Here is a 22,834-nt window from a genome sequence, read left to right as displayed (position 1 = left end):
TTACTCATTTTCAGTCGAAGTTATAGTAAAATGAAAACAACTAGATTGACTTCATGTTTCTAAGTAAGGAAGAGATAAAAATGGTGAAAAAAATAATTAAATCATATGATTATTCTTTAATATTAGCTGTTATATTACTTTGTTCATTCGGGCTTGTAATGGTATACAGTTCAAGTATGATAACAGCAGTTGCCCGTTATGGATTTGAACCGGATCATTTTTTTCAAAGGCAAAAGCTTGCACTTATTGCAGGCGGATTAGCTTTTTTGGTCATGATGATTCTTCCATATAGAGCATTTTTAGACGGTCGAATTTTAAAGTTTATTGTGTTTGGTTCAATTGGTCTTTTAATTTCTTTGTTTTTTATTGGACATGTTGCCGGTAATGCACAAAGTTGGATTAAAGTAGGCGGAATGAGTCTACAGCCTGGTGAATTTGTTAAGTTGAGTGTTATTATCTATTTAGCTGCAGTGTATGATAAAAAGCAGACATATATTGATGAATTTGGTCGAGGTGTTTTACCACCCCTTATTTTTACAGGTTTAATATGTTTTTTTGTTGTCATTCAGCCTGATTTTGGTACTGCTTTTATCATTGGAATGATAGCTGTTTGTATGATAGTTTCATCTGGTATGGCAGTTAAAAGTATGTTAAAACTTATTTCTTTTTTACTTTTATTTGCATTGCTAATGACTCCGTATATTTTTATAAAAGGATTTTTCAGTGATGAACAGCTTAGTCGTTTTACAGGTGTTTCTGATCCGTTCGGGAACGAAGGGGGAGCAGGTTATCAATTAGTGAACTCTTTCTATGCAATCGGATCTGGCGGGCTTAAAGGTCTTGGTTTAGGACAAAGTGTTCAAAAGTATGGTTATTTGCCTGAATCTCATACAGACTTTATTATGGCAATTATTGCTGAAGAACTTGGGATTTTAGGTGTGCTTTTTGTAATAATTCTGTTGGCTTTTGTTGTATTAAAAGGGTTTGCTGTAGCGCGTAAATGTCAGGATCCTTTCGGTACACTTTTAGCTGTAGGGATCTCAAGTATGATTGCTATACAGACCATGATAAATTTAGGTGGTTTAACAGGGCTTATTCCAATAACGGGGGTGCCTTTACCTTTTATTAGTTATGGAGGATCTTCAATACTGTTATTGCTAATTTCAATGGGGCTTTTAGTAAATGTCTCAATGTTTACGAATTACAGAGAAATATATAAAAAGCCTACTCGATCTGAACAAACAGATGTACCTGATATCAAGGCTGTCCAACCAAGAGAAAAATCGGTATTTAAAAGCTTCTAACCTGTTTAAGGCTAACTATTTAGTTAGCCTTTTTATTTTTGTTCTATTATATAAATTTGAATGATAATATGATTTTTTGTTTGGAATGTTTTATACAGGAGTATTCGGAAGGAAAGAAAAGCATGAGGTGTTTAGCATTAGCATATGAAGGGTAAATGCTTGAAAGGAGATTGAATTGATAGTTTGACAAAAAAATAAAAAACAAAAATGTACATAATCACCAGAGCGATTTTTTTATGTTCATTTTTGCTTTTTATGTATTCCATATTTTATTAGGAAAAGTTTTGATCATTTGTAGAACTTATTTCAGCGTTAATATTACTCCTGCTCACTAGTAGCAGGAAGTAGCTAAGTAGTCCAAATAAACACGAAATAATAAGGGCATGTGCTAAAGATACATATAAGTTTAACCCGGTAAGGACCACCAATGCACCGGAGGTCACTTGCATTGAAACTAATATAAACGCAATTATCCAACCCCAATAAATGACCTTTTGATTTTTATGATATTTTAGAGCTCGCCAAGCTGTATAGGTGATCCAAATAAAAATAATAGCTGCTGCCATTCGGTGTCCCATTTGGATCCACTCGTGTAATGTAGTAGGGAGACCGTTAGCTCTAGTGCTACATATTGGCCATTTAGGACATGCGAGACTTGCGCCTTTATGCCTCACATAGGCACCTGTATATACAACGATATACGAATAGACTATAATACCGACCATATGGAATTTCATTGTTTTGTCAATTATAAGCGCTTTCGAATCAAATTTTTTATCCACTTCAAAAATTAGTAATGTCAAAAGCAACACTGATGCAAAGGATATAAGTGAAATCCCGAAATGGAGAGCAAGTACAGCGTCAGATTGTCCCCATTTAACAGCCGCTGCTCCAATCAAAGCCTGTAGTATTAAGAAAAACATAGAAAGAATAGCTAAAAATTTCGTTTCTCTTATATGGCCGATTTTTTTCCATGACCAAATTGAAAGTATGAGAACAGCTATTCCAGCAAGTCCACTAACAAGTCGATGACTTAATTCTACTACAAGTTCAAAAGTAATTTGGCTCGGAACAAGCTCACCATGACATAATGGCCAAGAATCTCCACATCCTGCACCTGACTCAGTTTTTGTCACAAGGGCTCCACCAATTAACACGAATAACATAATAATGGTTGTGAAAATTGAGAACCATTTAAGAGCACGTTGCAAAATGTTCACCTACTTATATAATTGATATAAATAATAGTAAATACTCATCGTATAGTACACAATGTAGAAGAAAAAGACAATAAAATGAAGGAAAAGTTCACAAAGTTATTAGATATTTTTGTAAAGCGCTTTACTCCTTATGGATACGAACGTAACACGAAATGGAAAACATAATGAAAATTTATAAAAAATTTTTCTTATTTGGATAGAAAGGGTTGAATATTCAGAAGGATTTTGCTAGAACTAGATATGTGTTCGATTTTATACATAAACACCTTGTTTAAAAAAGAAATCACTAAGAAATTATGATAAATAGGGTAACCTAAGCGTATAGTAATTTCTTTCGTATGAAATTATGAAATACCCTTTCACAATTTCGACAAAAATACTTCATAAATTATTCACAATTGATGGAAGAATTATGTTTTAATATCAAGTAGACCGTTTTTAAATTATCATTTTTTTAGTATCATAAGATGTAGAAAATTTATATGTTGGAACCGCCTTCATATAGTGTTTTCTAAGATGTCATTATCAGAATTACTCTAAAATAAAATAGGAAAGTGATTTACAGAGGAATATACGAATTCCTAATGTAATGAAGGGGGAAGGAGGTATATAGTTGGCCGAAACAAAAGCGTTGAATGATGCAACAGTTACGCACCATTCAAATGATATACAAGAAACAACTTTGTGGAAAGATTTCCTTGCACTAATAAAAGTAGGGATTGTAAATTCCAATGCAATCACTACATTTACTGGTCTCTGGCTAGCTCTTTATTTTAGTGATAAAGGATTTTTAGCCAATATAGACGTTGTCTTATTTACTTTAATCGGTTCTTCGCTGGTTATTGCTGGATCATGTGCAATTAACAATTACTATGACCGAGATATTGATTATTTGATGGAGAGAACGAAAGAAAGACCAACTGTCACAGGAAAAATGAATCCTTTCTATGCGTTATGGGTAGGGATATTTCTATTAACAGTAGGACTTGCTTTTATGCTTATGACAACAATAACCGCTACTATCATTTCAATGGTTGGAGTTGTCACCTACGTATTCCTTTATACAATGTGGTCAAAACGTCTTTATACAATTAATACAGTAATTGGTAGTATATCAGGTGCTGTTCCACCTTTAATTGGATGGGCGGCAATTGATTCAAATCTAAGTGTTATGGCATGGGTGCTTTTTTTAATTATGTTTATATGGCAGCCACCTCATTTTTTAGCATTAGCAATGAGAAGGACTGACGAGTACCGTGCTGCAAACATTCCTATGCTTCCTGTTGTTCATGGATTTGATATTACAAAACGTCAAATCATGGTATGGATTGTATGTCTACTGCCATTACCTTTCTATTTATATGAACTTGGGATTGGCTTTTTAGTCCTAGCTACTTTGTTGAATTTGGGCTGGATTATACTTGGAATAAAAGGGTTTAATAATAAAGACCTGGAATTAAAATGGGCGACAAAAATGTTTGTTTACTCTATTAATTACTTAACAATCTTGTTTGTATCAATGGTGCTTTTTACCATTGTTTAATTTATAAATTCTTTCTTAATAAGAATTTACTTATAAAAAGTTCCTGTATGTTAAAGTGATAGGAATTTTAAATTACTGAAAGAGGGGTTTGATTTGGCTATGAGAAAATGGCTGACAAAGTGGCGTCTATTTTCACTATTTGCATTATTGACGCTTGTCTTGGCCGGCTGTGGTGAACCGTTTCTTTCCACGCTTAAGCCTGCTGGTGAAGTAGCGGATATGCAGTATGACCTGATGGTGTTAAGTACACTTATTATGGTTGTTGTCATTGCAGTCGTAACAGTAATCTTCATTTACGTTGTCGTTAGATTCCGTAGACGTAAAGGGGAAGAGAACAACATTCCTGTACAAGTTGAAGGGAATCATAAGCTTGAAATCATTTGGACTGTTATTCCTATTCTTTTACTGCTTGTCTTGTCTGTTCCAGTTGTTTCTGCAACATTTAAACTTGCAGAAGTAGATGCAATTGATGATGAGAACCGTAAGCCTGAAGAAGCGATCGTAGTTAACGTTCGTGCAAATCTTTATTGGTGGGAATTTGAATATCCTGACTACGGAGTAATTACAAGTCAAGATTTGATTGTTCCAACTGATGAGAAAGTTTACTTTAACTTGATTGCATCAGATGTAAAGCATTCATTTTGGATTCCATCTGCAGGTGGGAAAATGGATACTAACGTAGACAATGTAAACAAAATGTGGTTAACATTTGACTCAGAAAGAGCTGACCAAGCTGGAGAGTATTTCTACGGTAAATGTGCTGAGCTATGTGGCCCTTCACACGGACTAATGGATTTTAAAGTGAAAGCTGTTTCAAGAGATGAGTTTGACCAATGGATCTCTGATATGGAAAATGCAAAATCCGTTGCTTCAACAGATTTAGCTGTTCAAGGTGAGCAACTGTTTGAAGAAAAAGGTTGCATCGCATGTCATGCAGTTTCTCCAACAGATGAAAGACCAGCTGCAGCAAGAACTGCTCCTAACTTAGCTACGTTTGGAGAACGCGCCCGTGTAGCAGGTGTACTAGAACATAATGAAGAAAATGTTCGAAAATGGTTAGAAGATCCTGAGACATATAAGCCTGCTAATAATATGACAGGAACATATGATGAATTAACGGATCAAGAGCTTGATGCTCTTACTGAATACTTAATGGGATTAAAAGTCTCTAGTAATTAATTATTGAGCAAAATGAAAAGGGAGGTAACACTGTGAGCACGTTAACTCAGAAAAAAGGGGTCGGTGCGACGATTTGGGACTACTTAACAACAGTAGACCACAAGAAAATCGCCATCCTTTACCTGATATCCGGTGGCTTCTTCTTCCTTGTTGGTGGATTAGAAGCAATGCTGATCCGCATTCAGCTAGCTGTTCCGAATAATGATTTTGTTAGTGCAGGTTTATATAACGAAGTATTAACAATGCACGGAACAACGATGATATTTCTAGCTGCAATGCCGTTATTATTCGCATTAATGAATGCGGTTGTACCATTACAAATTGGTGCTCGTGATGTAGCGTTTCCATTTTTAAACTCTTTAGGTTTTTGGTTATTTTTCTTTGGAGGGGTTTTCTTAAACTTAAGTTGGTTTTTAGGTGGAGCTCCTGATGCTGGTTGGACTTCTTATGCTTCACTTGCATTAGATTCACCTGGGCATGGTGTTGATTTTTACCTATTAGGTTTACAGGTTTCAGGTTTAGGTACATTGATTGCAGGGATTAACTTCCTTGTTACAATTATCAATATGCGTGCGCCTGGTATGACATATATGCGTATGCCATTATTTACATGGACTACATTTGTTGCATCTGCACTTATTTTATTTGCTTTCCCTGCATTAACAGTAGGTTTAGCATTCTTAATGTTTGATCGACTATTTGGTACAGCATTTTTTGATCCTGCATTAGGTGGTAATACAGTAATATTCGAACATATCTTCTGGATTTTCGGACACCCTGAAGTATATATCTTAGTTTTACCAGCATTCGGTATCTTTTCAGATATTCTTCCGGTATTTGCTAGAAAACGCTTGTTTGGATATTCATCCATGGTATTTGCAACTGTATTAATTGGATTCCTAGGATTCATGGTTTGGGCTCACCACATGTTTACAACTGGATTAGGACCAATTGCTAACGCTATTTTTGCAGTGGCTACAATGGCTATAGCCGTTCCTACAGGTATTAAAATTTTCAACTGGTTATTTACTATTTGGGGTGGATCAATTCGATTTACATCTCCTATGGTATGGTCAGTAGCATTTATACCTACATTTGTAATGGGTGGGGTTACAGGGGTAATGCTTGCAGCAGCTGCAGCAGACTATCAATATCACGATAGTTACTTCGTAGTAGCTCACTTCCACTATGTAATTGTAGGTGGGGTAGTATTCTCATTATTCGCTGGTGCTATTTACTGGTGGCCAACAATGTTTGGTAAGATGTTAAATGAAAAGTTAAATATGGTCATCTTTGTGCTATTCTTTACAGGTTTCCATTTAACATTCTTTATTCAACATTTCCTTGGACTAATGGGTATGCCTCGTCGTGTATTTACTTTCCTGCCAGGTCAAGGTTTAGATATGGGGAACTTTATAAGTACAATAGGTGCTTTCTTAATGGCGGCAGCAACAATTCTATTACTAATTAACATTGTTATTACTGCTGTCAAAGGTAAAAAGGTTGGAAGAGATCCTTGGGGAGACGGCCGAACTCTAGAGTGGGCAATTTCTTCACCGCCACCTGAGTATAACTTTAAACAAACTCCTCTTGTCCGTGGCTTAGATCCATTATGGATTGAAAAGATGGAAGGAAATAAAGAAATGACACCGGCAGAACCACTTGGTGACATTCATATGCCTAATGGTTCAATCTTACCGTTTATTATGTCATTTGGTTTATTCATCGTATCATTTGGATTAATGTACCGTGAAGATTTCGGATGGGGACTTCCTGCAATTATTGTAGGTTTCCTAATTACGTTTGGATGTATGTTCTTACGTTCAGTAATTGATGATCATGGGTATCACATCCATAAAGAAGATTTACTTAATGAAGATAAAGGAGGGAAAGCATAATGGCATCTGTTGAAGAGAAATTAACAGCTGAAAACTATCCGGCTGCGCCTGAAAAAGCTACCCTCGAAGGAAAAAATAAATTTATTGGCTTTTGGTTATTTCTAGGTGGAGAAACTGTGTTGTTTGCAACTCTTTTTGCAACTTTCTTAGCTTTAAGGGAATCAAACGCAGGAGGAGCAACAACACAAGAACTTTTTGAGATACCACTTGTGTTTGCAGCAACTATGTTACTTTTAACATCAAGTTTAACAAGCGTTTACGCAATGTATCACATGAAAAACTTTAATTTTGGAAAAATGCAATTGTGGTTGATCATAACAGTTCTTTTAGGATTAGCCTTCTTAATATTGGAGATTTATGAGTTCAATCACTATGTTCATGAGTTTCACTTTACAATTACTGACAGTGCACTTGGTTCATCCTTCTATACATTAGTTGGAACACATGGACTTCACGTTGCATTCGGACTACTTTGGATCACTACACTAATTGTAAGAAACGCAAAACGTGGACTAAGCTTATACAATGCACCTAAATATTACGTAGCAAGTTTATATTGGCACTTTATCGACGTAGTTTGGGTGTTTATCTTTACAGTTGTATACTTAATGGGAATGGTGGGATAAACTGATGGCAAATAATCACAATTCAGCAAACCCAAAAGTAGACTTAGCCTATCGTCGTAAGAAAAATGCAGAAGATATGAAACACCAAGTGGTTACTTTTGGTATGATGATCTTCTTAACAATCGTTGCTTTTATCGCTGTTGGTTATGATGGAATTGGGGAATGGTTTAAGATTCCATTTATCATTACTCTTGCTGTGATACAGGTAATATTTCAACTTTATTATTTCATGCATATGAGTCACAAAGGTCATGAGACTCCAGCACTTTTCTTATTCTCAGGAGTAGGAGTAGCTGCCTTAACAGTGCTAGCGTTTGTTACTATTATTTGGTGGTAATTATTTTGAAAGAGCAATTGGCAAATAGACGCCAATTGCTCTTTTTAGTGCATTATTTATGACTGACATTTGTCATAGAACGTTCATTGCTACAAAATATATGGAAGTGTATAATAACTTTGAAGGACTAGCTTAAGGAGCTGATATTTTAATGAGCTTTGATATATTTGGATTTCGTGCTTTATGGAGTCCATATTTTATTGTTGTGATCTTATTGATCACTGCGCTTTATTTTATGATTATAGGGCCTTGGAGAACAAAATTTAAAGAAAGCTCAACTGTTCCGCTCAAGCAACAGTTGCTGTTTGTTTTAGCGATACTTTTTCTTTATATTAGTAAAGGTAGTCCTGTTGATCTTTTGGGACATATTATGTTTAGTGCACATATGACACAGATGGCTGTTTTATATTTGGTTGTACCGCCATTACTTATTTTAGGAATCCCTGACTGGTTATGGAAATCCATATTGTACAGACCAATTGTAAAGCCTGTAATAAAACTTTTTACTAATCCAATTGTCGCACTTATCTTCTTTAATGGTATTTTTTCTCTTTATCATGTTCCATTAGTATTTGACTTTGTGAAAACTGATCCTATTTATCATTCAGTCATGACAACGCTTATATTTTTTGGAGCATTATGCATGTGGTGGCCACTACTTACTACATTACCAGATTGGAAGTCACTAACAGGGATAAAAAAAGTTGGCTATATTTTCGCTGACGGTGTGTTATTAACACCCGCTTGTGCTCTTATTATTTTTGCAAGTGACCCTCTTTATCTAACTTATTCCGAACCACAAGCATGGTTGAATGCATTGCAGTTATGTGTACCCGCTGATATGCTGTCAGGTTTGAATTTAACAGGTCCGGAAATGTTTAACACATTACCAATTGTCGAAGATCAACAACTGGGTGGTGTCCTTATGAAAATTATCCAGGAAATTGTTTATGGATCTATTCTTGCCTATATCTTCTTCCAATGGGCTCGTAGAGAAAGGGAAAAAGATGAGATTGATTTAAATAAGAAATTTTCACCTGATCCTATAAAATAAAGTGATGAGGCTGACTATATGCTCGTCAGTCTTTACATATGATATACCAATTAAAAGCTGTATTAAAAGAAAGGATTTCATGTATGAATACATCTTTACCTATTTTACCTACTATAAGTACTTCGTTTATCGTTCTTAGTGCAATATTAGTTGCAATTGGATGGTATTTAATAAAACAGCGTAATATTGAAGCACATATGAGAGTTATGTTTGGAGCTGCGATTGCGGCAATAATATTCTTTATTATCTATGCCTCAAGAACTATTTTTATTGGTAACACAGCATTTGGGGGTCCAGATGAAATCAAAATCTACTATACAATTTTTCTTGTTTTTCATATTACATTAGCGACTGTCGGTGCTGTATTAGGTATTATATCTTTAATAACAGGTTACAAAAAAAATTACCAAAAGCATCGTAAACTTGGTCCAATAACAAGTATTGTATGGTTTTTCACTGCCATAACAGGTGTTGCTGTGTATTTACTTTTATATGTTTTTTATCACGGTGGAGAAACAACATCGGTTATTAAAGCAATATTAGGTTTTTAAACATATTTTCAAGGTGGTTTAGAATAAAATATTCTAAACCATTTTTTTTGCCCTCTAAAAGGTATCCTTTAGGAATTTTTCTATTCTGAACTTATTTAGTTTACCTCAAGGTGAAATTCCTCATTTGTATATGGAATGATGAATATGTATGGATTATATAGTTACTCCCAAGTATGCTGAAAATACAAAGAGGGGAGAGGATGGGTTGATTGAAATCTTAACAAATCGGTTAATGATAATACCCTGTTCGCTTGATATTGCCAAATCATTAGTTTTCCATCGAAAGGAACTTGATAAACGTTCTCCCATAGAAATTCCCGCTAGTTGGCCGTCTGCTTATGTGCGTGGTTTCTTGCCTTACTATATCGAAAGTTTAGAAATGGATGATAAGGATTTAGACTGTGGTGTATGGATGATTATATTATATGAAGAGAAAAAAATAATTGGAGATATTGTGATGCAAGGTAAACCAGTTCAAGAACAAAATGTAAGGTTAACTTATCATATTGAAGAAGCTACAACAGATGGATCAATAGCATATGAGGCCATTGATGCATTTATTGACTGGTTAACATATCAGATGGCTGTGAAAAAGGTTGTAATGGAATGTGAAGTACAGGACAAGGAATCAATACGACTATTTGATAAATTAGGTTTAATCTGTACAAAAAAAGATGGCGAATTCTTTACTTGGGAAATTCAAAAAGAGGAGGAATAAGAAAGAGAATGTGTTTCTCTTTCTTTCACTTCTATATTTTAAAATTGATTTTGATTAATCCTGCTTCTCTTGCAGAATTATAAATAATTAGGATCATAGGACCAATAAAAAATCCTAAAACACCGAATAGCTTCATTCCAAGGTACATGGAGATAAGTGGAGCTAAAGGGGAAAGTCCAATATGGGTGCCCATTACTTTTGGCTCGATAGTTCTTCTTATTACTAGTAATATCACTGCTAGCATACCTAGCTTTGCAGCAAGTGCAACATCACCTGTAATAAGGTGATATAATGTCCAAGGTCCCATAATGATAATAGATCCAATTAAAGGTATAACATCAATTATCCAAATAATTAGGGACATAATTAATGCAATTTCAGGTGTAATGAATAATAACCCGATTAAAGAAGTGACAAATATGATTATACTTACTAAGAATTGAGCCTTAATAAATCCTACCACTACATAAGCCAATCTTGATATCATAAATGAGACTTTTTCTGCCGTCTTGTCCGTCAAGTATGAATAAGCTTTAGTTTTCAACCTTGGAAGTTCTATCATAAACAAAAAAAGAGCAATTAAGTAGACAATTAAATTAACAAGATAAGTGGGGATATTTGTAATTACTGCCTTGGCATTTTCTATATTGACATAGCTAGTTAATTCTGTTCTAGTCTTTTGAAGAAAACTTGTTACTTGGTTACTGATTTCTTCCACGAAAATTGGTGGGAGATCTTGTGTTTTATTAGCAATGTCGTCCTCAATATTTTCCCAAACTTTTGTAATCTCATTGATATATGTAGGTGTATTTTCTGCTATTTGAACGACCTCACCAACTACTTTAGTTGTTAATACATAACCAATCATACCTATCAATATCACAAAAAATAAAAAGACAATTACTACAGACAGTTGTCGTTTGATTTTTCCTCTGTATTGAAGCAATCTAATTGCTGGTTCTAGAAAAAGGGCGGTTATAAAAGCAACAATAAGTGGAATTGATATCGGCAAAATAAGGAAGGTGATTGCACCAATAATAATAACCGATAGTATAAATATTAGAGTTTTTCTGTTTAAGATGGTGGTCAAAAGTGAACCCCTTTCTAATGCAACGTATTTAATTTTCTTTTAAAACAAAAAAAGTAATAACAATAAATCTAGAATTAAATTATGTGAGTCACAAAAATAAAAAAGCAGGGACTAGTCCTTTGCTTTTTTATTTTATCATATTTAGTATTTGTAGATATTAAGATTGAACTTTTTTTAGTTCTTCTGCTACTTGTGAAAGTAAGTTTTTGCTTGTGTTGACTACTGCTACAGGAAATTCTTCCCCTTCTCCATATTCAACACCATGTGGATAATAATGTTTGCCTAAAAGCGGTGTCATTAATTTTACAACAGCATGTCTTCCGCCAATATCTCCTTCAACAGCATATGCCTGAACACGGAGGTAGAAAATATCACCTTTTGTTTCAATCTTACGGTCATATGTAACTCGCTCATAATCCCATTGCCCTGCACGAACTAAACCAATCTCATCCATAAGTTCATCTAAACGTGATAAGTCTATCTTAATACCCTCTATACCTGTATCTTCCATTCTCATCTAAATTCCCTCCTAAAGCCTTTTCACGTAATTTATTATAGCTTAAATACGTGCAAAAGTTAAAGTGAAACTTCTATTATTGGGAAATGTTTTCCTTCCCAATAATAGTTAGTTGACCTTACCAGACCATTACTGGCAGTTGTAGAAGAAGAGAACAAAAAAACAAAGAAAAACAGAGTAGTCTTAAAAATTATAATTAAACTAAATATTACTGCCAGTTATTGGTGTGGCAAAGTGAAACTTCTATTATTGGGAAATGTTTTCCTTCCCAATAATAGTTAGTTGACCTTACCAGACCATTACTGGCAGTTGTAGAAGAAGAGAACAAAAAAACAAAGAAAAACAGAGTAGTCCTAAAAATTATAATTAAACTAAATATTACTGCCAGTTATTGGTGTGGCAAAGTGAAACTTCTATTATTGGGAAATGTTTTCCTTCCCAATAATAGTTAGTTGACCTTACCAGACCATTACTGGCAGTTGTAGAAGAAGAGAACAAAAAAACAAAGAAAAACAGAGTAGTCTTAAAAATTATAATTAAACTAAATATTACTGCCAGTTATTGGTGTGGCAAAGTGAAACTTCTATTATTGGGAAATGTTTTCCTTCCCAATAATAGTTAGTTGACCTTACCCAGACCATTACTGGCAGTTGTAGAAGAAGAGAACAAAAAAACAAAGAAAAACAGAGTAGTCCTAAAAATTATAATTAAACTAAATATTACTGCCAGTTATTGGTGTGGCAAAGTGAAACTTCTATTATTGGGAAATGTTTTCCTTCCCAATAATAGTTAGTTGACCTTACCAGACCATTACTAGCAGTTGTAGAAGAAGAGAACAAAAAAACAAAGAAAAACAGAGTAAACATGAATATTACATCTTTATAGAAAGTTATTAATGAATCTCTCTTTAATTATGATTTAATACAATGCTTTTTAATCACCATTTACTCACAATTTTGGTACAATAAAAGTAAAAAGATTAGGAAGTAAGGCAATATTCGTAAGACTTTTGTTCATGTTTTAGATTTAATTGTCGTGGTAATAATGAAAGAAAGAGCTTAGTTAAGCTTAATTATGTTCAAGGATGTTGGAATCTATAACCAGAATATCTATTCTAAGGTCACATATAATGATAGAAAAACAGAAGGTAATTAAAGGGAGGTGGGCAAACTGCGTGTGATTAGTAGGACAATTATCATTTTCGTTATTATTTTTATTAGTTATACTCTATTTATTTATTACGGCCAATATACTCCGAATGAACAACATGAAGAAGAAAATGTGCAAATCTCAAATGAGGAATTAACAAACTCGGAAGAAGAGCATTCGGATGTGGGTAAAGAAACTGTACCAAATGAAGGTGTTTTGTCTTTAATGGAAAAATCTTCAGAGGAAATTACAGCCCTGCTTGGTGAACCTGATAGGATTGATCCTTCTGCCTATGATTATGATTGGTGGATTTACGATATATCTGAAAACGAATATATCCAAATAGGAATATTAAATCAAAGAGTTGTTACAGTTTATGCAATTGGTAGCGAGGTTAATGTGAATCCTTTTCAAATTGGACAATCTGTACAGGAAGTGTTTAAAATTCAACCTGTTTCGTCTAGTCTGTCATTAGAGTTTGAAGGAAACTCCTATCGATTTGAATTTTCAGAAGAGGATATGAATACCAGACCCACGATAAAGATGGGCGATATATATGTTCAATTATATATTGATAAGTTTGATGGTATATTATCAAGTATTCGATTGTTAGACGCTGAAACTTTTATAAAACAGAGATCTTATGAAGTGACTTATCGTGGTGAGTTAATTAAGCCTCAAGAAATACCGGATGAAAAATGGGAGAGAATAGAAGAGGGTGCAGAACAACAAATTCTATCTATTACGAATATGCTTCGTAAAAGACATGGTTTAGAAAGAGTAAAATGGGATCAAGCTACTTCAGAAGTTGCATTTTTACACAGCAGGGACATGAAAGAAAATAATTATTTTGCACACGAATCTCCAACTGAGGGAAGTCTTGTCAATAGATTGTCAAAGCAAGAGATAAAATACCAAATGGCTGGAGAAAACATTGCTGCGCAGTATGTTGATGGCATTGCAGCTAGCGAAGGTTGGTTAAATAGCAAGGGACACCGTGATACATTATTGAATGAAGATTTTACTCATCTAGGGGTCGGTGTAGATGGTCTATACTACACTCAAAATTTTATAACAACCTGGAATTCAAATTAAGTAAGTATTTTAAAGAGGTGTCAAAACCAAAACTCATTAAGGGGAATGGTTTGACACCTTATTTTTTTAAATAGCAAATGACTATTGCCTGTTTATTATAAAGAAGCTAGCGGTACTATGAGCAATTAAAGTTCCATCATCCCGGAATACCTGTCCTTCTGTGACAACTGTTTTATTTCCTTTATGAATCACACGTGAGGTACAAGATAGTTCTTTTCCAACACCTGGCGCAACATAGTTTATTTTAATTTCGGTCGTAACCGCCGCCTTATCAGGTGGAAGTACGTGATGAACGAGTCCGCCCATTGCTGAGTCAAGCAGCGTAGCTGTAATCCCTCCATGAACAATATTTAATGCATTTTGTATAATAGGTGTATTGGGTATTTTTATATAAAATTGCTCATCTCTATATTCAGATGTGGCGTGAAGGAGAGCACCTATGTAGGATCCTTGTTCATGATATTGTATCTTTTTTAACCCTTTTAATAAAAGTTCAATTACATATTGATCTTCTTCATTTGCTTGATCAAGTACTTCTTTAGTTAATTGCAGCAATTTCTCTTTTTTCATCTTTTTACCCTCTCCTTTTGGTTAGTATTATTTTACCAAATATTTCATTTGATTTTCAATTCCACATTATTTTATTAATACTAAAAAATATTAGGCGAACAGTTTTGCTGATTAGAAAATAAGATACTATAGGCAAATGAATCAATGAGGTGAGGAAATGACATCGAAAAAAAACCATCCATCCGTTCAACAGTTTAAAGATTTTGTGAAAAAGCATCCAAAACTTATTCAAGAAGTTCGAAAAGGGAATAAAGACTGGCAAGAAGTATTTGAAGATTGGTATCTACTTGGAGAAAACGATATGATATGGCAACAATATAAAGACGAACAATCTAATGAAACACAGGAAAAAGACGAAACAAGTAAAGCAGATTTCATGAATCAATTATTCACTGCTGTAAAGAAAATGGATATGAATACCGTTAATCATCATCTAACCAATATGAGTAGCACGATTTCGACATTACAAGGATTGTTTGATCAATTTGGTTCTAAAGGATCTGGACAGAACTCTTCTGCCTCAAGTCAACATCCTTTTTCATTTAGAAAGGATTAATAAAGTAAGTATTGATAAGGTAGGGGGAAGCTATGAGAAAGGATGTTCAAGAATACATTCAGGCAAATGAAGAACGGGTAAGATTTATAAGAGAACAACCGTATTGGTATCGAAAACTTTCCAGAAATCCCAGTGATCTTGATTCGATGGAGCTAAATATGATGAATTATTATCAAAAAACAATTCCACACAGAGTTCAACAATTTTCTAACTCTGTTCAGATGGCATCTATGATGATCGCGATGTTTCAATCTATGAGACAACAAGATTAAGAACTTGGTTGAGTATTGTTATCCAATAAGTTCTCTGAAACGATTCATGTTTTTCTAAGTCTCTGTAAACAATAAAAATAAAGGAGGCTAATGAATATGAATCGTTTTGTTTTAATTTTTGCATGTTTTTTATGTATTTTATCAGGGTGTGTTGAGGATAAGCCCAGACCGAAAGGAAGCATGAGCGTTGTGCCGCTTGATATTGTGGAAGCATCAGAATCTGCAATTGAAGTTTCTAGTCTAAAACAGCCTAAAGACATAGTTATTAATCACCATGTACGAGGTCAAAATATTTATGTGGAATGTTATATCCCATCCTTTACTTTTACGGAAAAAGGTGGGGCGAATATGAACGGAGAAGGCCATATGCAAGTGTATGTTGACGGTAAAAAAGTCGATGAGATCTTCACAGCGGCCTTTATTATAAAGGGGTTAGAGAAGGGAAAACATCATCTTATGATAAAGGTTGTTCATAATGATTCATCTGATTATCAATTGAAAAAATCATTGGACGTTAACATTAGATAAGCCCAATCATGTGATGACGCTCTTTATTTTTCATTTTCTGTTATTCGTGTTAAAATGGGTAACGGAGGTGCTAAAACTCTATGTTTGCTACACTTGAAAGCACAAAGATAATAGATCAAGCAGAACAACTTGCGAGCTGGGTACTTCAATCAGAAATTGTAAAAGAGTATCGCCGTTGTTATCATATATTAAAAAATGATACAGAAGCACAGCAACTAATTAGTGAATTTACGAAAATTAAGGAATTATATGAAGATGTTCAACGCTTCGGTAAATATCATCCAGATTATCGGAAAATTACAAAAGAGTTGAGGGATGTTAAAAGAACCGTGGATTTAAATGATCATGTCGCAAATTTTAAAAAGGCGGAAAACGAAGTTCAGTCCCTACTAGATGAAATCAGTGTTCAAATAGGTCAAGCTGTTTCTGTTCATATAAAGGTTCCTACCGGGAATCCATTTTTCGAATCAAGCTGTGGTGGGGGTTGTGGTACAGGAGGAAGCTGCGGCTGTAAAGTTTCATAAAGCGAGTCTAGCACTCGTATTATTTACTTAAGGATAAATGTATAGGAAAATGCATCGATTACCGCCATTTTTTGGCGGTAACCGTGTTTTTCTGCTTAATTTTTGTCAAAATATTGTTTGAAGTCGAAATTTTTGCTAGACTTTTAATGATTAGATTTAATTATACATTCTGTTTAGATATTAAGGGAGAATGAGTATGTTTGAAAAGCGTCAAGGTATTGTGGTTTGGCTTCATACATTAAAGCAATTAAAAATGCTTAGGAAGTTTGGTAATGTACACTATGTTTCAAAGCGATTAAAATATGTTGTGCTTTATTGCAATATGGATGTTGTGGAGCAAACGACTCAAAGACTGTCATCGTACTCGTTTGTTAAACATGTTGAACCTTCATATAAACCATTTCTAAAGCTCGAATTTGAATCAAAGGTTGATAAAGCGAAAGAATACGATTATAAGATAGGGCTATAAAACAAAAAAGAATGCTTGAGGGTTAGTCACCTTCAACCATTCTTTTTATTTACAGCTATTTTATGAAAGTGTTCACTGTAATGGTGGTAAGAAGTGATTTAAACGGAGAATACCAATTAAATATTGGTAATATAAGTCTATTTCGTTAAACATTGATGAAGGTTTAACTTCAATTTCAATAATTTGTTTATGTAATAATTCTGCAAGCTCTTTAAATAACTCATAACGTTTGTTTGTAATAAAATTGGGGTTAGAAATTCCCTCACGACAAATATAAATAGCTTGAAAATTTCCAGGTTCTGTTGGTTTCATAATAACAACAAGTGAAGTAACTTCTTTTGTGTTACGTTTCGTATGTAATGCTATTAACTGAGTTACTCTATGTTGATTAGCCTTGGAAGTTTCTACTAATTCATATATATCCGAATATCCTTCACCAAGTTCAATGAATCGTTGAATCATATTTATCCCCCTAATGATCTTTTATCCGTACATTTTACCGAATATCACTATAGCATGAACCAATTAAAAAGTTAAGAGGGTAGGACTCTAATTTAAATACCTATTCAATTATTTATATCTGTTAGGTTAGTTGAATTGCTGAACAATACAAAAAAAACCCTACAGGTAAATCCTGCAGGGTCCTTCAATACCTTTTTCCTAAAGGCTGAAGGCAAAGGGAGAGGAGAAACCGGAGGAAAGACTTATGGGGAAACGTAAGTCTTCTCCGCGGTTGGCAACAACATCAACGAATCGATGTTGTTACTACTCATTATCACCATTTCATCTATCTGTATACATGATAATTTCAAAAAAATTCTATTTAGATACTAAGGTATTTATAGGCTTAATGACTAAGTACGTCTAGAAAGGAAATGATTGTATCCTATAGAATGGCTGTGGTAGGATAAAGTGAAACTTGAAAAGTGGATTCTTTAGGTTAATTAATTTCAATCCACATTATACGATCGGTAAAAATTATTATGAACGAGAGTATAAGGAAACAAATATCTTCTCAATAGGAAGCGGGAAAAATCAAGTTTTTTGATGCATAATACAAATATTAAAAAGTAAAAATTAGAAGTAGTGGTGAAACAGATGAGAGTTGTATCAGGAAATTTTAAGGGTCGCCAGTTGAAAGCTGTACCAGGTGTGACAACCAGGCCAACAACCGATAAAGTGAAAGAAGCTATTTTTAATATGGTTGGCCCCTACTTTGATGGAGGTATTGCCTTAGATCTTTTTGCTGGAAGTGGTGGCTTAGGCATTGAAGCACTGAGTAGAGGAATTGAGAAATGTGTTTTTGTTGATCGTGAGACAAAGGCAATTCAAACAATACATAAAAATTTAGAACTATGTCAGATAAAAGCAGACAGTTTCGAAGTTTATCGAAATGATGCGGAAAGAGCACTTAAGGCTATCATTAAAAGAAGCCTTCAATTTCATTTGATTTTTTTAGACCCACCGTATAAGCAACAAAAGTTGAAAGCGCTTATTGAAAAGTTCAGTGATAATCATGTCGTGACTGAAAATGGCTTCATTATTACTGAACATGGATCAGATGTTCAGCTGGATCATGAAATTGGGCATTTTATACAAGTAAAGCATGAAACATATGGAATGAGTTCAATTTCAATTTATCAATATAAAAAGGGGGAGGAATCGTAATGAGTAGTATTACTGTATGTCCCGGGAGTTTTGACCCAATTACCCTCGGACATCTTGACATTATAAAAAGGGGAGCAAAGGTTTTTGATCAAGTCTATGTTTGTGTGCTAAATAATTCGTCAAAGCAACCTCTTTTTACAGTAGAAGAGCGGTGTGAACTTATTCGGGAGGTAACAAAAGAAATCCCTAATGTTATTGTCGAATCTTACAAGGGTTTATTAATAGACTATGTTCGTGAAAAAAAAGCTCAAGCTATTTTACGTGGTTTACGAGCAGTATCAGATTTTGAATACGAAATGCAAATTACGTCTATGAACCGTGTACTAGATGAAAATATTGAAACTTTTTTTATGATGACAAATAATCAATACTCATTTTTAAGCTCAAGTATTGTAAAGGAAGTAGCTAAATACAAAGGGAATATTTCAGAATTAGTCCCTGAGGTTGTGGAGATGGCATTGAAAAATAAATTTTCAAACATATAAAAGGTGAGGCCCTCCCCTCACCTTTTGTTGTACAATTAACTCGTTTTCGTAAAGACATTTCTTTTACCATATAGAAAAATATAGAAAAGTAACGAAATAATTGTTATTAGCGGACCACTTTGTACAATCATTTCCCAATAATCTTTAGCCAAGCCGGGGCCATGTTTCATTAACATAACGGGTAATTCACTAGTGTTAAATGATTCTAGATTGAGATATATTGGCCTAAAGAGAAGAAAAGCGATAATAGAAGAATAAATACCTTGCAAAACTCTTGCAATAAAAAAAGGTTTAAACCGAATATCAGTATCAGCTAAAATGCTTGCAACTTGGGCTTGAATAGATAATCCTCCAAAGGCTAAGATAAAACTTGCAATCATAACTTTCTCAAGCAAACTAGCGTTTGTCTCACTTACAAGTTGATTACCTAGTGTAATTTCAAAAATGCCGGTAATTAAAGGAACACTAAGATCTGAAGCGATATGAAAAAGTGATAAGGCACCAGAAAAAACAACAGCGATCAGCTGTGTAACTTGAATGATGGCTAAGATTTTATTAAATACTGAAAAAAGGATTATAAAACCACCAATCATTAATAAGGTTTGTATGGAGGAAATAACAGCATCTCCAAGCATTTTTCCTAGAGGTCGGGTTTCGTTGATCCTTGTTGAATGAAGCTCCTTAAATGCGTGTGTAGGAGAGGGGAAAAACCTCTTCTTACCGTTTTTAAATGTTTCATCAGATTTACCGTAAAACCTCATCGTAAGGCCGACACAAAGATTTCCTAGATAGTGTGCAGCTGCTAATAAAATCCCAAGGGAAGGTTTATCAAAGAAACCTACTGCCACAGCACCAAAGATAAATAAAGGGTTTGAGGAGCTTGTAAAAGACACTAATCGCTCCGCTTGAATTTTTGTAAGTTGTTTTTCTTGCCTCATTCTGGCAGTAAGCTTGGCACCGGCCGGATTACCGGAGGCCATTCCCATTGCCCATACAAATCCACCAACCCCTGGAACCCGGAATACAGGTCTCATTAATGGTTCTAATAAAACTCCTATAAATCTTACAACCCCAAATCCGATAAGAAGTTCTGATACAATAAAAAAGGGAAGTAATGATGGAAAGACAACTTCCCACCATATGGTTAAGCCTCTTAGAGAAGCATCGAGTGATTCCTTAGGATTGAGAATAATCGCAATCGTTAAACCACTAATAAATATGGCGATGAACATTGTCTTTAGTTTTGATGAAAAACCCAAAATATGACGCCCCCTAGTATCTTTTAAGCAACAAGTACTTAGAAATAAAAATTCAAGTACTTGTACAGTTCTCATTAATTCAATATACGTGAATAGGTGTAGTTTTTAGACCATAAGAATGTTGCACCAGTTTATACATTAGTTTGATCATGCTTGAATAATATAGTCCTAACAAAAGGTTCAAATAAATGTACAATCATTTCTTGATATCATGATAAACATAGACAAAGTAAGGAGGGACTCTCCTTGGAACGAGATCCTAAAATAGGACTAGCGCTTGGATCAGGTGGAGCAAGAGGCTTTGCACACTTAGGGGTATTAAAGGTACTAAAAGAAGAAGGAATACCCATTAACCTTATTGCGGGAAGTAGTATGGGGGCATTAGTCGGAAGTTTCTATGCTGCTGGAATTAGTTTGGAAAGACTATATCAATTTGCCCTAGCATTTAAGCGAAAATATTATCTAGATTACACTGTTCCAAAGATGGGCTTTATTTCTGGAAACAGAGTGAAAGAACTTATTCGATTATTTACTCACCAAAAAAAATTTGAGGAATTAGATATACCTGTTGCCGTTGTGGCCACAGATTTATATGATGGAAAAAAGGTTATATTTAATAGTGGCCCTGTTGCAGAAGCAGTTCGTGCTAGTATTGCTATTCCAGGGATCTTTGTTCCTGAAAAAATTGATGGTAAACTATTGGTGGATGGTGGTGTAGTAGACCGGGTGCCTGTGTCAGTTGTGAAATCTATGGGTGCTGATATTGTGATAGCAGTGGATGTATCACATGTTAAAAAAAATGAAGATATCACCTCAATATTTGATGTAATTCTTCAAAGTCTGGATATTATGCAGGATGAACTAGTACATCATAGAGAAATTGCTTCTGATGTAATGATTAGACCACATGTTGAACAGTACAGCTCACGGGCATTTACTAACATTAAGGAAATCATTGAGATAGGAGAATTGGAAGCTAAACAGCATATTCCTAAAATAAAAGATTTAATTGAGAAGTGGAAGGAGAATTGCTCTGATGAAGAGTAGAACAATTTTGCGTTCAGGTTTGGTATTAGCAATTATGTTGCTAATTATGTCTTTCATAAAGCTTCCTTTTTACATTACCCAACCTGGTATGGCGTCTGAGCTTGAACCAATAATTAAGGTGGAAAATGGTTTTAATGATGAAAAAGGCAGCTTTTCCTTAACAACAGTTCGGTTTGGACGTGCAAATCCTTTAACATACGTGTGGGCAAAGGTAAACGAATTTTACTACATTCACCCTTTAGAAGACATAAAGAGGGAAGATGAGTCAGATAAAGATTACATGAACAGACAATTACATATGATGGAAGTGTCTCAAGAAGCCGCTATATCTGTTGCGTATGAAAAAGCAAATAAAAAAGTCGAATATTCATTCAATGGTATTTATGTAGATGGGGTGATAAAAAATATGCCTGCTGCATCAAAATTAGAGGTGGGAGACCGGATTTATAAAGTAGATTCATTAGAGTTTCAGACTGCTGAAGAATTTATTGAATATGTAGCAAAAAAGAAAGAGGGAGAAGAAGTAATTATAACTTTTGAGCGAGAAGGAAAACGGGACGAAGCCAAAATAACCTTGTCTGCATTCCAAAATCAACCAGAAAAAATAGGGTTGGGAATATCACTGGTGACAGATCGACAAATGGATGTAGAACCTGAAATTGAGCTTGAGACGGAGGAAATAGGCGGTCCATCAGCAGGACTCATGATGTCACTTGAAATTTACAATCAGTTAACCGAAGGTGACTTAACGAAAGGTTATCAAATTGCTGGTACCGGTACAATAAATGCTGAAGGGGTAGTTGGTCCTATTGGTGGTATATCACAGAAAATTGTTGCTGCTAATAAAGAAGGAATTGACATTTTCTTTGCACCAAATGAAAAGGGGGATCAAGCATCAAATTATAACGAGGCTGTTGAAACAGGGAAAAAGATAGGGACTGATATGGAAATAATCCCAGTGGATACGTTTGATGAAGCTATTGAATACCTAAATAATTTGGAGCAAAAAAATGCATAATCAAATACAAGATGATCGTTAAGAGAAAGGGATTCCTTTCTCAGGCTGTCGAGAAACCTCGGCAGCCTATTATTTTTATCTGAATACTTTAACTTTTCACCGCGTTAATTTGGTATAATATAGATAACTAATTGGGAGGGTGATATTTATGTTCAAT

Annotated in this window: 25 protein-coding genes; 19 read left to right on the top strand and 6 right to left on the bottom strand. The window is 34.5% G+C overall.

Annotation, left to right across the window (positions count from 1 at the left end):
* Window positions 1-80: 80 nt before the first annotated feature.
* Complete coding sequence (locus LC095_RS24500) at window positions 81-1,304, top strand: FtsW/RodA/SpoVE family cell cycle protein (protein WP_226530580.1); 1,224 nt, start codon at window positions 81-83, stop codon at window positions 1,302-1,304.
* Between the two features lie 272 nt (window positions 1,305-1,576).
* Here LC095_RS24500 and LC095_RS24495 read toward each other — a convergent pair whose 3' ends face one another.
* Window positions 1,577-2,515 carry a COX15/CtaA family protein gene (locus tag LC095_RS24495; protein WP_226530579.1) on the bottom strand — a complete coding sequence of 313 codons (939 nt, stop codon included), beginning with the start codon at window positions 2,513-2,515 and terminating at the stop codon, window positions 1,577-1,579.
* 622 nt (window positions 2,516-3,137) lie between these two features.
* On the opposite strand from LC095_RS24495, the gene cyoE reads away from it, so the two are divergent.
* The 8 genes from cyoE to LC095_RS24455 all read left to right on the top strand — a co-directional run bounded on the left by cyoE (window position 3,138) and on the right by LC095_RS24455 (window position 10,430).
* On the top strand, window positions 3,138-4,067 hold the full coding sequence (gene cyoE / locus LC095_RS24490; RefSeq protein WP_413467546.1) for a heme o synthase: 930 nt from the start codon (window positions 3,138-3,140) through the stop codon (window positions 4,065-4,067).
* A 99-nt stretch (window positions 4,068-4,166) separates the two neighbouring features.
* Window positions 4,167-5,246 (top strand): cytochrome c oxidase subunit II, encoded by a 1,080-nt coding sequence (coxB, locus tag LC095_RS24485; protein ID WP_226530603.1) that lies wholly within the window; start codon window positions 4,167-4,169, stop codon window positions 5,244-5,246.
* Between the two features lie 32 nt (window positions 5,247-5,278).
* On the top strand, window positions 5,279-7,144 hold the full coding sequence (ctaD, locus tag LC095_RS24480) for a cytochrome c oxidase subunit I (RefSeq protein ID WP_226530578.1): 1,866 nt from the start codon (window positions 5,279-5,281) through the stop codon (window positions 7,142-7,144).
* A complete protein-coding gene (ctaE, locus tag LC095_RS24475; RefSeq protein ID WP_034332400.1) occupies window positions 7,144-7,770 on the top strand; it encodes a cytochrome c oxidase subunit III in 627 nt (208 codons plus the stop codon). The genes ctaD and ctaE overlap by 1 nt, the downstream gene beginning before the upstream one ends.
* A 4-nt stretch (window positions 7,771-7,774) precedes the next feature.
* The gene (gene ctaF / locus LC095_RS24470) at window positions 7,775-8,107 is read left to right on the top strand and encodes a cytochrome c oxidase subunit IVB (RefSeq protein WP_216773055.1); all 333 of its coding nucleotides are present in this window, start codon (window positions 7,775-7,777) and stop codon (window positions 8,105-8,107) included.
* A gap of 145 nt (window positions 8,108-8,252) precedes the next feature.
* Window positions 8,253-9,161 (top strand): cytochrome c oxidase assembly factor CtaG, encoded by a 909-nt coding sequence (gene ctaG / locus LC095_RS24465; protein WP_226530602.1) that lies wholly within the window; start codon window positions 8,253-8,255, stop codon window positions 9,159-9,161.
* An 83-nt stretch (window positions 9,162-9,244) separates the two neighbouring features.
* Window positions 9,245-9,712, top strand: a complete 468-nt coding sequence (locus LC095_RS24460) for a DUF420 domain-containing protein (protein WP_226530601.1) — start codon at window positions 9,245-9,247, stop codon at window positions 9,710-9,712.
* A gap of 205 nt (window positions 9,713-9,917) precedes the next feature.
* Entirely contained in the window at window positions 9,918-10,430 is a 513-nt protein-coding gene (locus tag LC095_RS24455; protein ID WP_226530577.1) for a GNAT family N-acetyltransferase, read from the top strand.
* Between the two features lie 31 nt (window positions 10,431-10,461).
* On the opposite strand, the gene ytvI is transcribed toward LC095_RS24455, so the two are convergent.
* Window positions 10,462-11,520: a sporulation integral membrane protein YtvI gene (ytvI, locus tag LC095_RS24450; protein WP_226530576.1), complete on the bottom strand. Its 1,059-nt coding sequence runs from the start codon at window positions 11,518-11,520 to the stop codon at window positions 10,462-10,464.
* 157 nt (window positions 11,521-11,677) lie between these two features.
* Window positions 11,678-12,037: a YugN family protein gene (locus LC095_RS24445; protein ID WP_226530575.1), complete on the bottom strand. Its 360-nt coding sequence runs from the start codon at window positions 12,035-12,037 to the stop codon at window positions 11,678-11,680.
* A gap of 1,170 nt (window positions 12,038-13,207) precedes the next feature.
* Between LC095_RS24445 and LC095_RS24440 the strand changes: the two genes are divergently transcribed.
* Window positions 13,208-14,281 (top strand): CAP domain-containing protein, encoded by a 1,074-nt coding sequence (locus LC095_RS24440; protein ID WP_226530600.1) that lies wholly within the window; start codon window positions 13,208-13,210, stop codon window positions 14,279-14,281.
* A gap of 81 nt (window positions 14,282-14,362) precedes the next feature.
* Here LC095_RS24440 and LC095_RS24435 read toward each other — a convergent pair whose 3' ends face one another.
* Entirely contained in the window at window positions 14,363-14,851 is a 489-nt protein-coding gene (locus tag LC095_RS24435; protein WP_226530574.1) for a PaaI family thioesterase, read from the bottom strand.
* 157 nt (window positions 14,852-15,008) lie between these two features.
* Here LC095_RS24435 and LC095_RS24430 point away from each other — a divergent pair, with 157 nt between their 5' ends.
* The 5 genes from LC095_RS24430 (at window position 15,009) to LC095_RS24410 (ending at window position 17,200) form a co-directional block, all read left to right on the top strand.
* On the top strand, window positions 15,009-15,407 hold the full coding sequence (locus LC095_RS24430) for a YlbD family protein (RefSeq protein ID WP_226530573.1): 399 nt from the start codon (window positions 15,009-15,011) through the stop codon (window positions 15,405-15,407).
* Between the two features lie 32 nt (window positions 15,408-15,439).
* The gene (locus LC095_RS24425; RefSeq protein WP_226530572.1) at window positions 15,440-15,679 is read left to right on the top strand and encodes a YlbE-like family protein; all 240 of its coding nucleotides are present in this window, start codon (window positions 15,440-15,442) and stop codon (window positions 15,677-15,679) included.
* Between the two features lie 96 nt (window positions 15,680-15,775).
* The gene (locus LC095_RS24420) at window positions 15,776-16,207 is read left to right on the top strand and encodes a hypothetical protein (RefSeq protein ID WP_226530571.1); all 432 of its coding nucleotides are present in this window, start codon (window positions 15,776-15,778) and stop codon (window positions 16,205-16,207) included.
* Between the two features lie 80 nt (window positions 16,208-16,287).
* Window positions 16,288-16,731: a YlbF family regulator gene (locus tag LC095_RS24415; RefSeq protein WP_226530570.1), complete on the top strand. Its 444-nt coding sequence runs from the start codon at window positions 16,288-16,290 to the stop codon at window positions 16,729-16,731.
* A gap of 196 nt (window positions 16,732-16,927) precedes the next feature.
* Window positions 16,928-17,200: a YlbG family protein gene (locus tag LC095_RS24410; protein ID WP_026560488.1), complete on the top strand. Its 273-nt coding sequence runs from the start codon at window positions 16,928-16,930 to the stop codon at window positions 17,198-17,200.
* Window positions 17,201-17,272: 72 nt separating this feature from the next.
* On the opposite strand, the gene LC095_RS24405 is transcribed toward LC095_RS24410, so the two are convergent.
* On the bottom strand, window positions 17,273-17,662 hold the full coding sequence (locus tag LC095_RS24405; RefSeq protein WP_226530569.1) for a methylthioribose kinase: 390 nt from the start codon (window positions 17,660-17,662) through the stop codon (window positions 17,273-17,275).
* A gap of 636 nt (window positions 17,663-18,298) precedes the next feature.
* On the opposite strand from LC095_RS24405, the gene rsmD reads away from it, so the two are divergent.
* Both rsmD and coaD read left to right on the top strand, forming a co-directional pair.
* On the top strand, window positions 18,299-18,868 hold the full coding sequence (rsmD, locus tag LC095_RS24400; protein WP_226530599.1) for a 16S rRNA (guanine(966)-N(2))-methyltransferase RsmD: 570 nt from the start codon (window positions 18,299-18,301) through the stop codon (window positions 18,866-18,868).
* Window positions 18,868-19,353 carry a pantetheine-phosphate adenylyltransferase gene (gene coaD / locus LC095_RS24395; RefSeq protein WP_226530568.1) on the top strand — a complete coding sequence of 162 codons (486 nt, stop codon included), beginning with the start codon at window positions 18,868-18,870 and terminating at the stop codon, window positions 19,351-19,353. The genes rsmD and coaD overlap by 1 nt, the downstream gene beginning before the upstream one ends.
* A gap of 35 nt (window positions 19,354-19,388) precedes the next feature.
* Here coaD and ylbJ read toward each other — a convergent pair whose 3' ends face one another.
* Window positions 19,389-20,585 (bottom strand): sporulation integral membrane protein YlbJ, encoded by a 1,197-nt coding sequence (gene ylbJ / locus LC095_RS24390; protein WP_226530598.1) that lies wholly within the window; start codon window positions 20,583-20,585, stop codon window positions 19,389-19,391.
* A gap of 273 nt (window positions 20,586-20,858) precedes the next feature.
* Here ylbJ and LC095_RS24385 point away from each other — a divergent pair, with 273 nt between their 5' ends.
* Window positions 20,859-21,659: a patatin-like phospholipase family protein gene (locus LC095_RS24385; protein WP_226530567.1), complete on the top strand. Its 801-nt coding sequence runs from the start codon at window positions 20,859-20,861 to the stop codon at window positions 21,657-21,659.
* Window positions 21,649-22,677 carry a SepM family pheromone-processing serine protease gene (locus LC095_RS24380; protein WP_226530566.1) on the top strand — a complete coding sequence of 343 codons (1,029 nt, stop codon included), beginning with the start codon at window positions 21,649-21,651 and terminating at the stop codon, window positions 22,675-22,677. The genes LC095_RS24385 and LC095_RS24380 overlap by 11 nt, the downstream gene beginning before the upstream one ends.
* The last annotated feature ends 157 nt before the right edge of the window (window positions 22,678-22,834 follow it).

The organism is Metabacillus niabensis (genome assembly GCF_020524345.1).
Taxonomy (GTDB): Bacteria; Bacillota; Bacilli; order Bacillales; family Bacillaceae; genus Metabacillus; species Metabacillus niabensis_B.
Note: the sequence above shows the minus strand (reverse complement) of the source record. Positions and strands in the feature narration are given on the sequence as shown.

What these genes read in the sequence shown, in the direction of transcription:
- LC095_RS24415 (WP_226530570.1), top strand. Translation starts at nt 16,288, where the DNA reads ATGTTTGCTACACTTGAAAGCACAAAGATAATAGATCAAGCAGAACAA.
- LC095_RS24430 (WP_226530573.1), top strand. Translation starts at nt 15,009, where the DNA reads ATGACATCGAAAAAAAACCATCCATCCGTTCAACAGTTTAAAGATTTT.
- coxB (WP_226530603.1), top strand. Translation starts at nt 4,167, where the DNA reads ATGAGAAAATGGCTGACAAAGTGGCGTCTATTTTCACTATTTGCATTA.
- LC095_RS24500 (WP_226530580.1), top strand. Translation starts at nt 81, where the DNA reads ATGGTGAAAAAAATAATTAAATCATATGATTATTCTTTAATATTAGCT.
- LC095_RS24460 (WP_226530601.1), top strand. Translation starts at nt 9,245, where the DNA reads ATGAATACATCTTTACCTATTTTACCTACTATAAGTACTTCGTTTATC.
- LC095_RS24410 (WP_026560488.1), top strand. Translation starts at nt 16,928, where the DNA reads ATGTTTGAAAAGCGTCAAGGTATTGTGGTTTGGCTTCATACATTAAAG.
- LC095_RS24380 (WP_226530566.1), top strand. Translation starts at nt 21,649, where the DNA reads ATGAAGAGTAGAACAATTTTGCGTTCAGGTTTGGTATTAGCAATTATG.
- LC095_RS24420 (WP_226530571.1), top strand. Translation starts at nt 15,776, where the DNA reads ATGAATCGTTTTGTTTTAATTTTTGCATGTTTTTTATGTATTTTATCA.
- ylbJ (WP_226530598.1), bottom strand. Translation starts at nt 20,585, where the DNA reads ATGTTCATCGCCATATTTATTAGTGGTTTAACGATTGCGATTATTCTC.
- coaD (WP_226530568.1), top strand. Translation starts at nt 18,868, where the DNA reads ATGAGTAGTATTACTGTATGTCCCGGGAGTTTTGACCCAATTACCCTC.
- ctaE (WP_034332400.1), top strand. Translation starts at nt 7,144, where the DNA reads ATGGCATCTGTTGAAGAGAAATTAACAGCTGAAAACTATCCGGCTGCG.
- LC095_RS24405 (WP_226530569.1), bottom strand. Translation starts at nt 17,662, where the DNA reads ATGATTCAACGATTCATTGAACTTGGTGAAGGATATTCGGATATATAT.
- LC095_RS24445 (WP_226530575.1), bottom strand. Translation starts at nt 12,037, where the DNA reads ATGAGAATGGAAGATACAGGTATAGAGGGTATTAAGATAGACTTATCA.
- rsmD (WP_226530599.1), top strand. Translation starts at nt 18,299, where the DNA reads ATGAGAGTTGTATCAGGAAATTTTAAGGGTCGCCAGTTGAAAGCTGTA.
- ctaF (WP_216773055.1), top strand. Translation starts at nt 7,775, where the DNA reads ATGGCAAATAATCACAATTCAGCAAACCCAAAAGTAGACTTAGCCTAT.
- LC095_RS24425 (WP_226530572.1), top strand. Translation starts at nt 15,440, where the DNA reads ATGAGAAAGGATGTTCAAGAATACATTCAGGCAAATGAAGAACGGGTA.
- LC095_RS24435 (WP_226530574.1), bottom strand. Translation starts at nt 14,851, where the DNA reads ATGAAAAAAGAGAAATTGCTGCAATTAACTAAAGAAGTACTTGATCAA.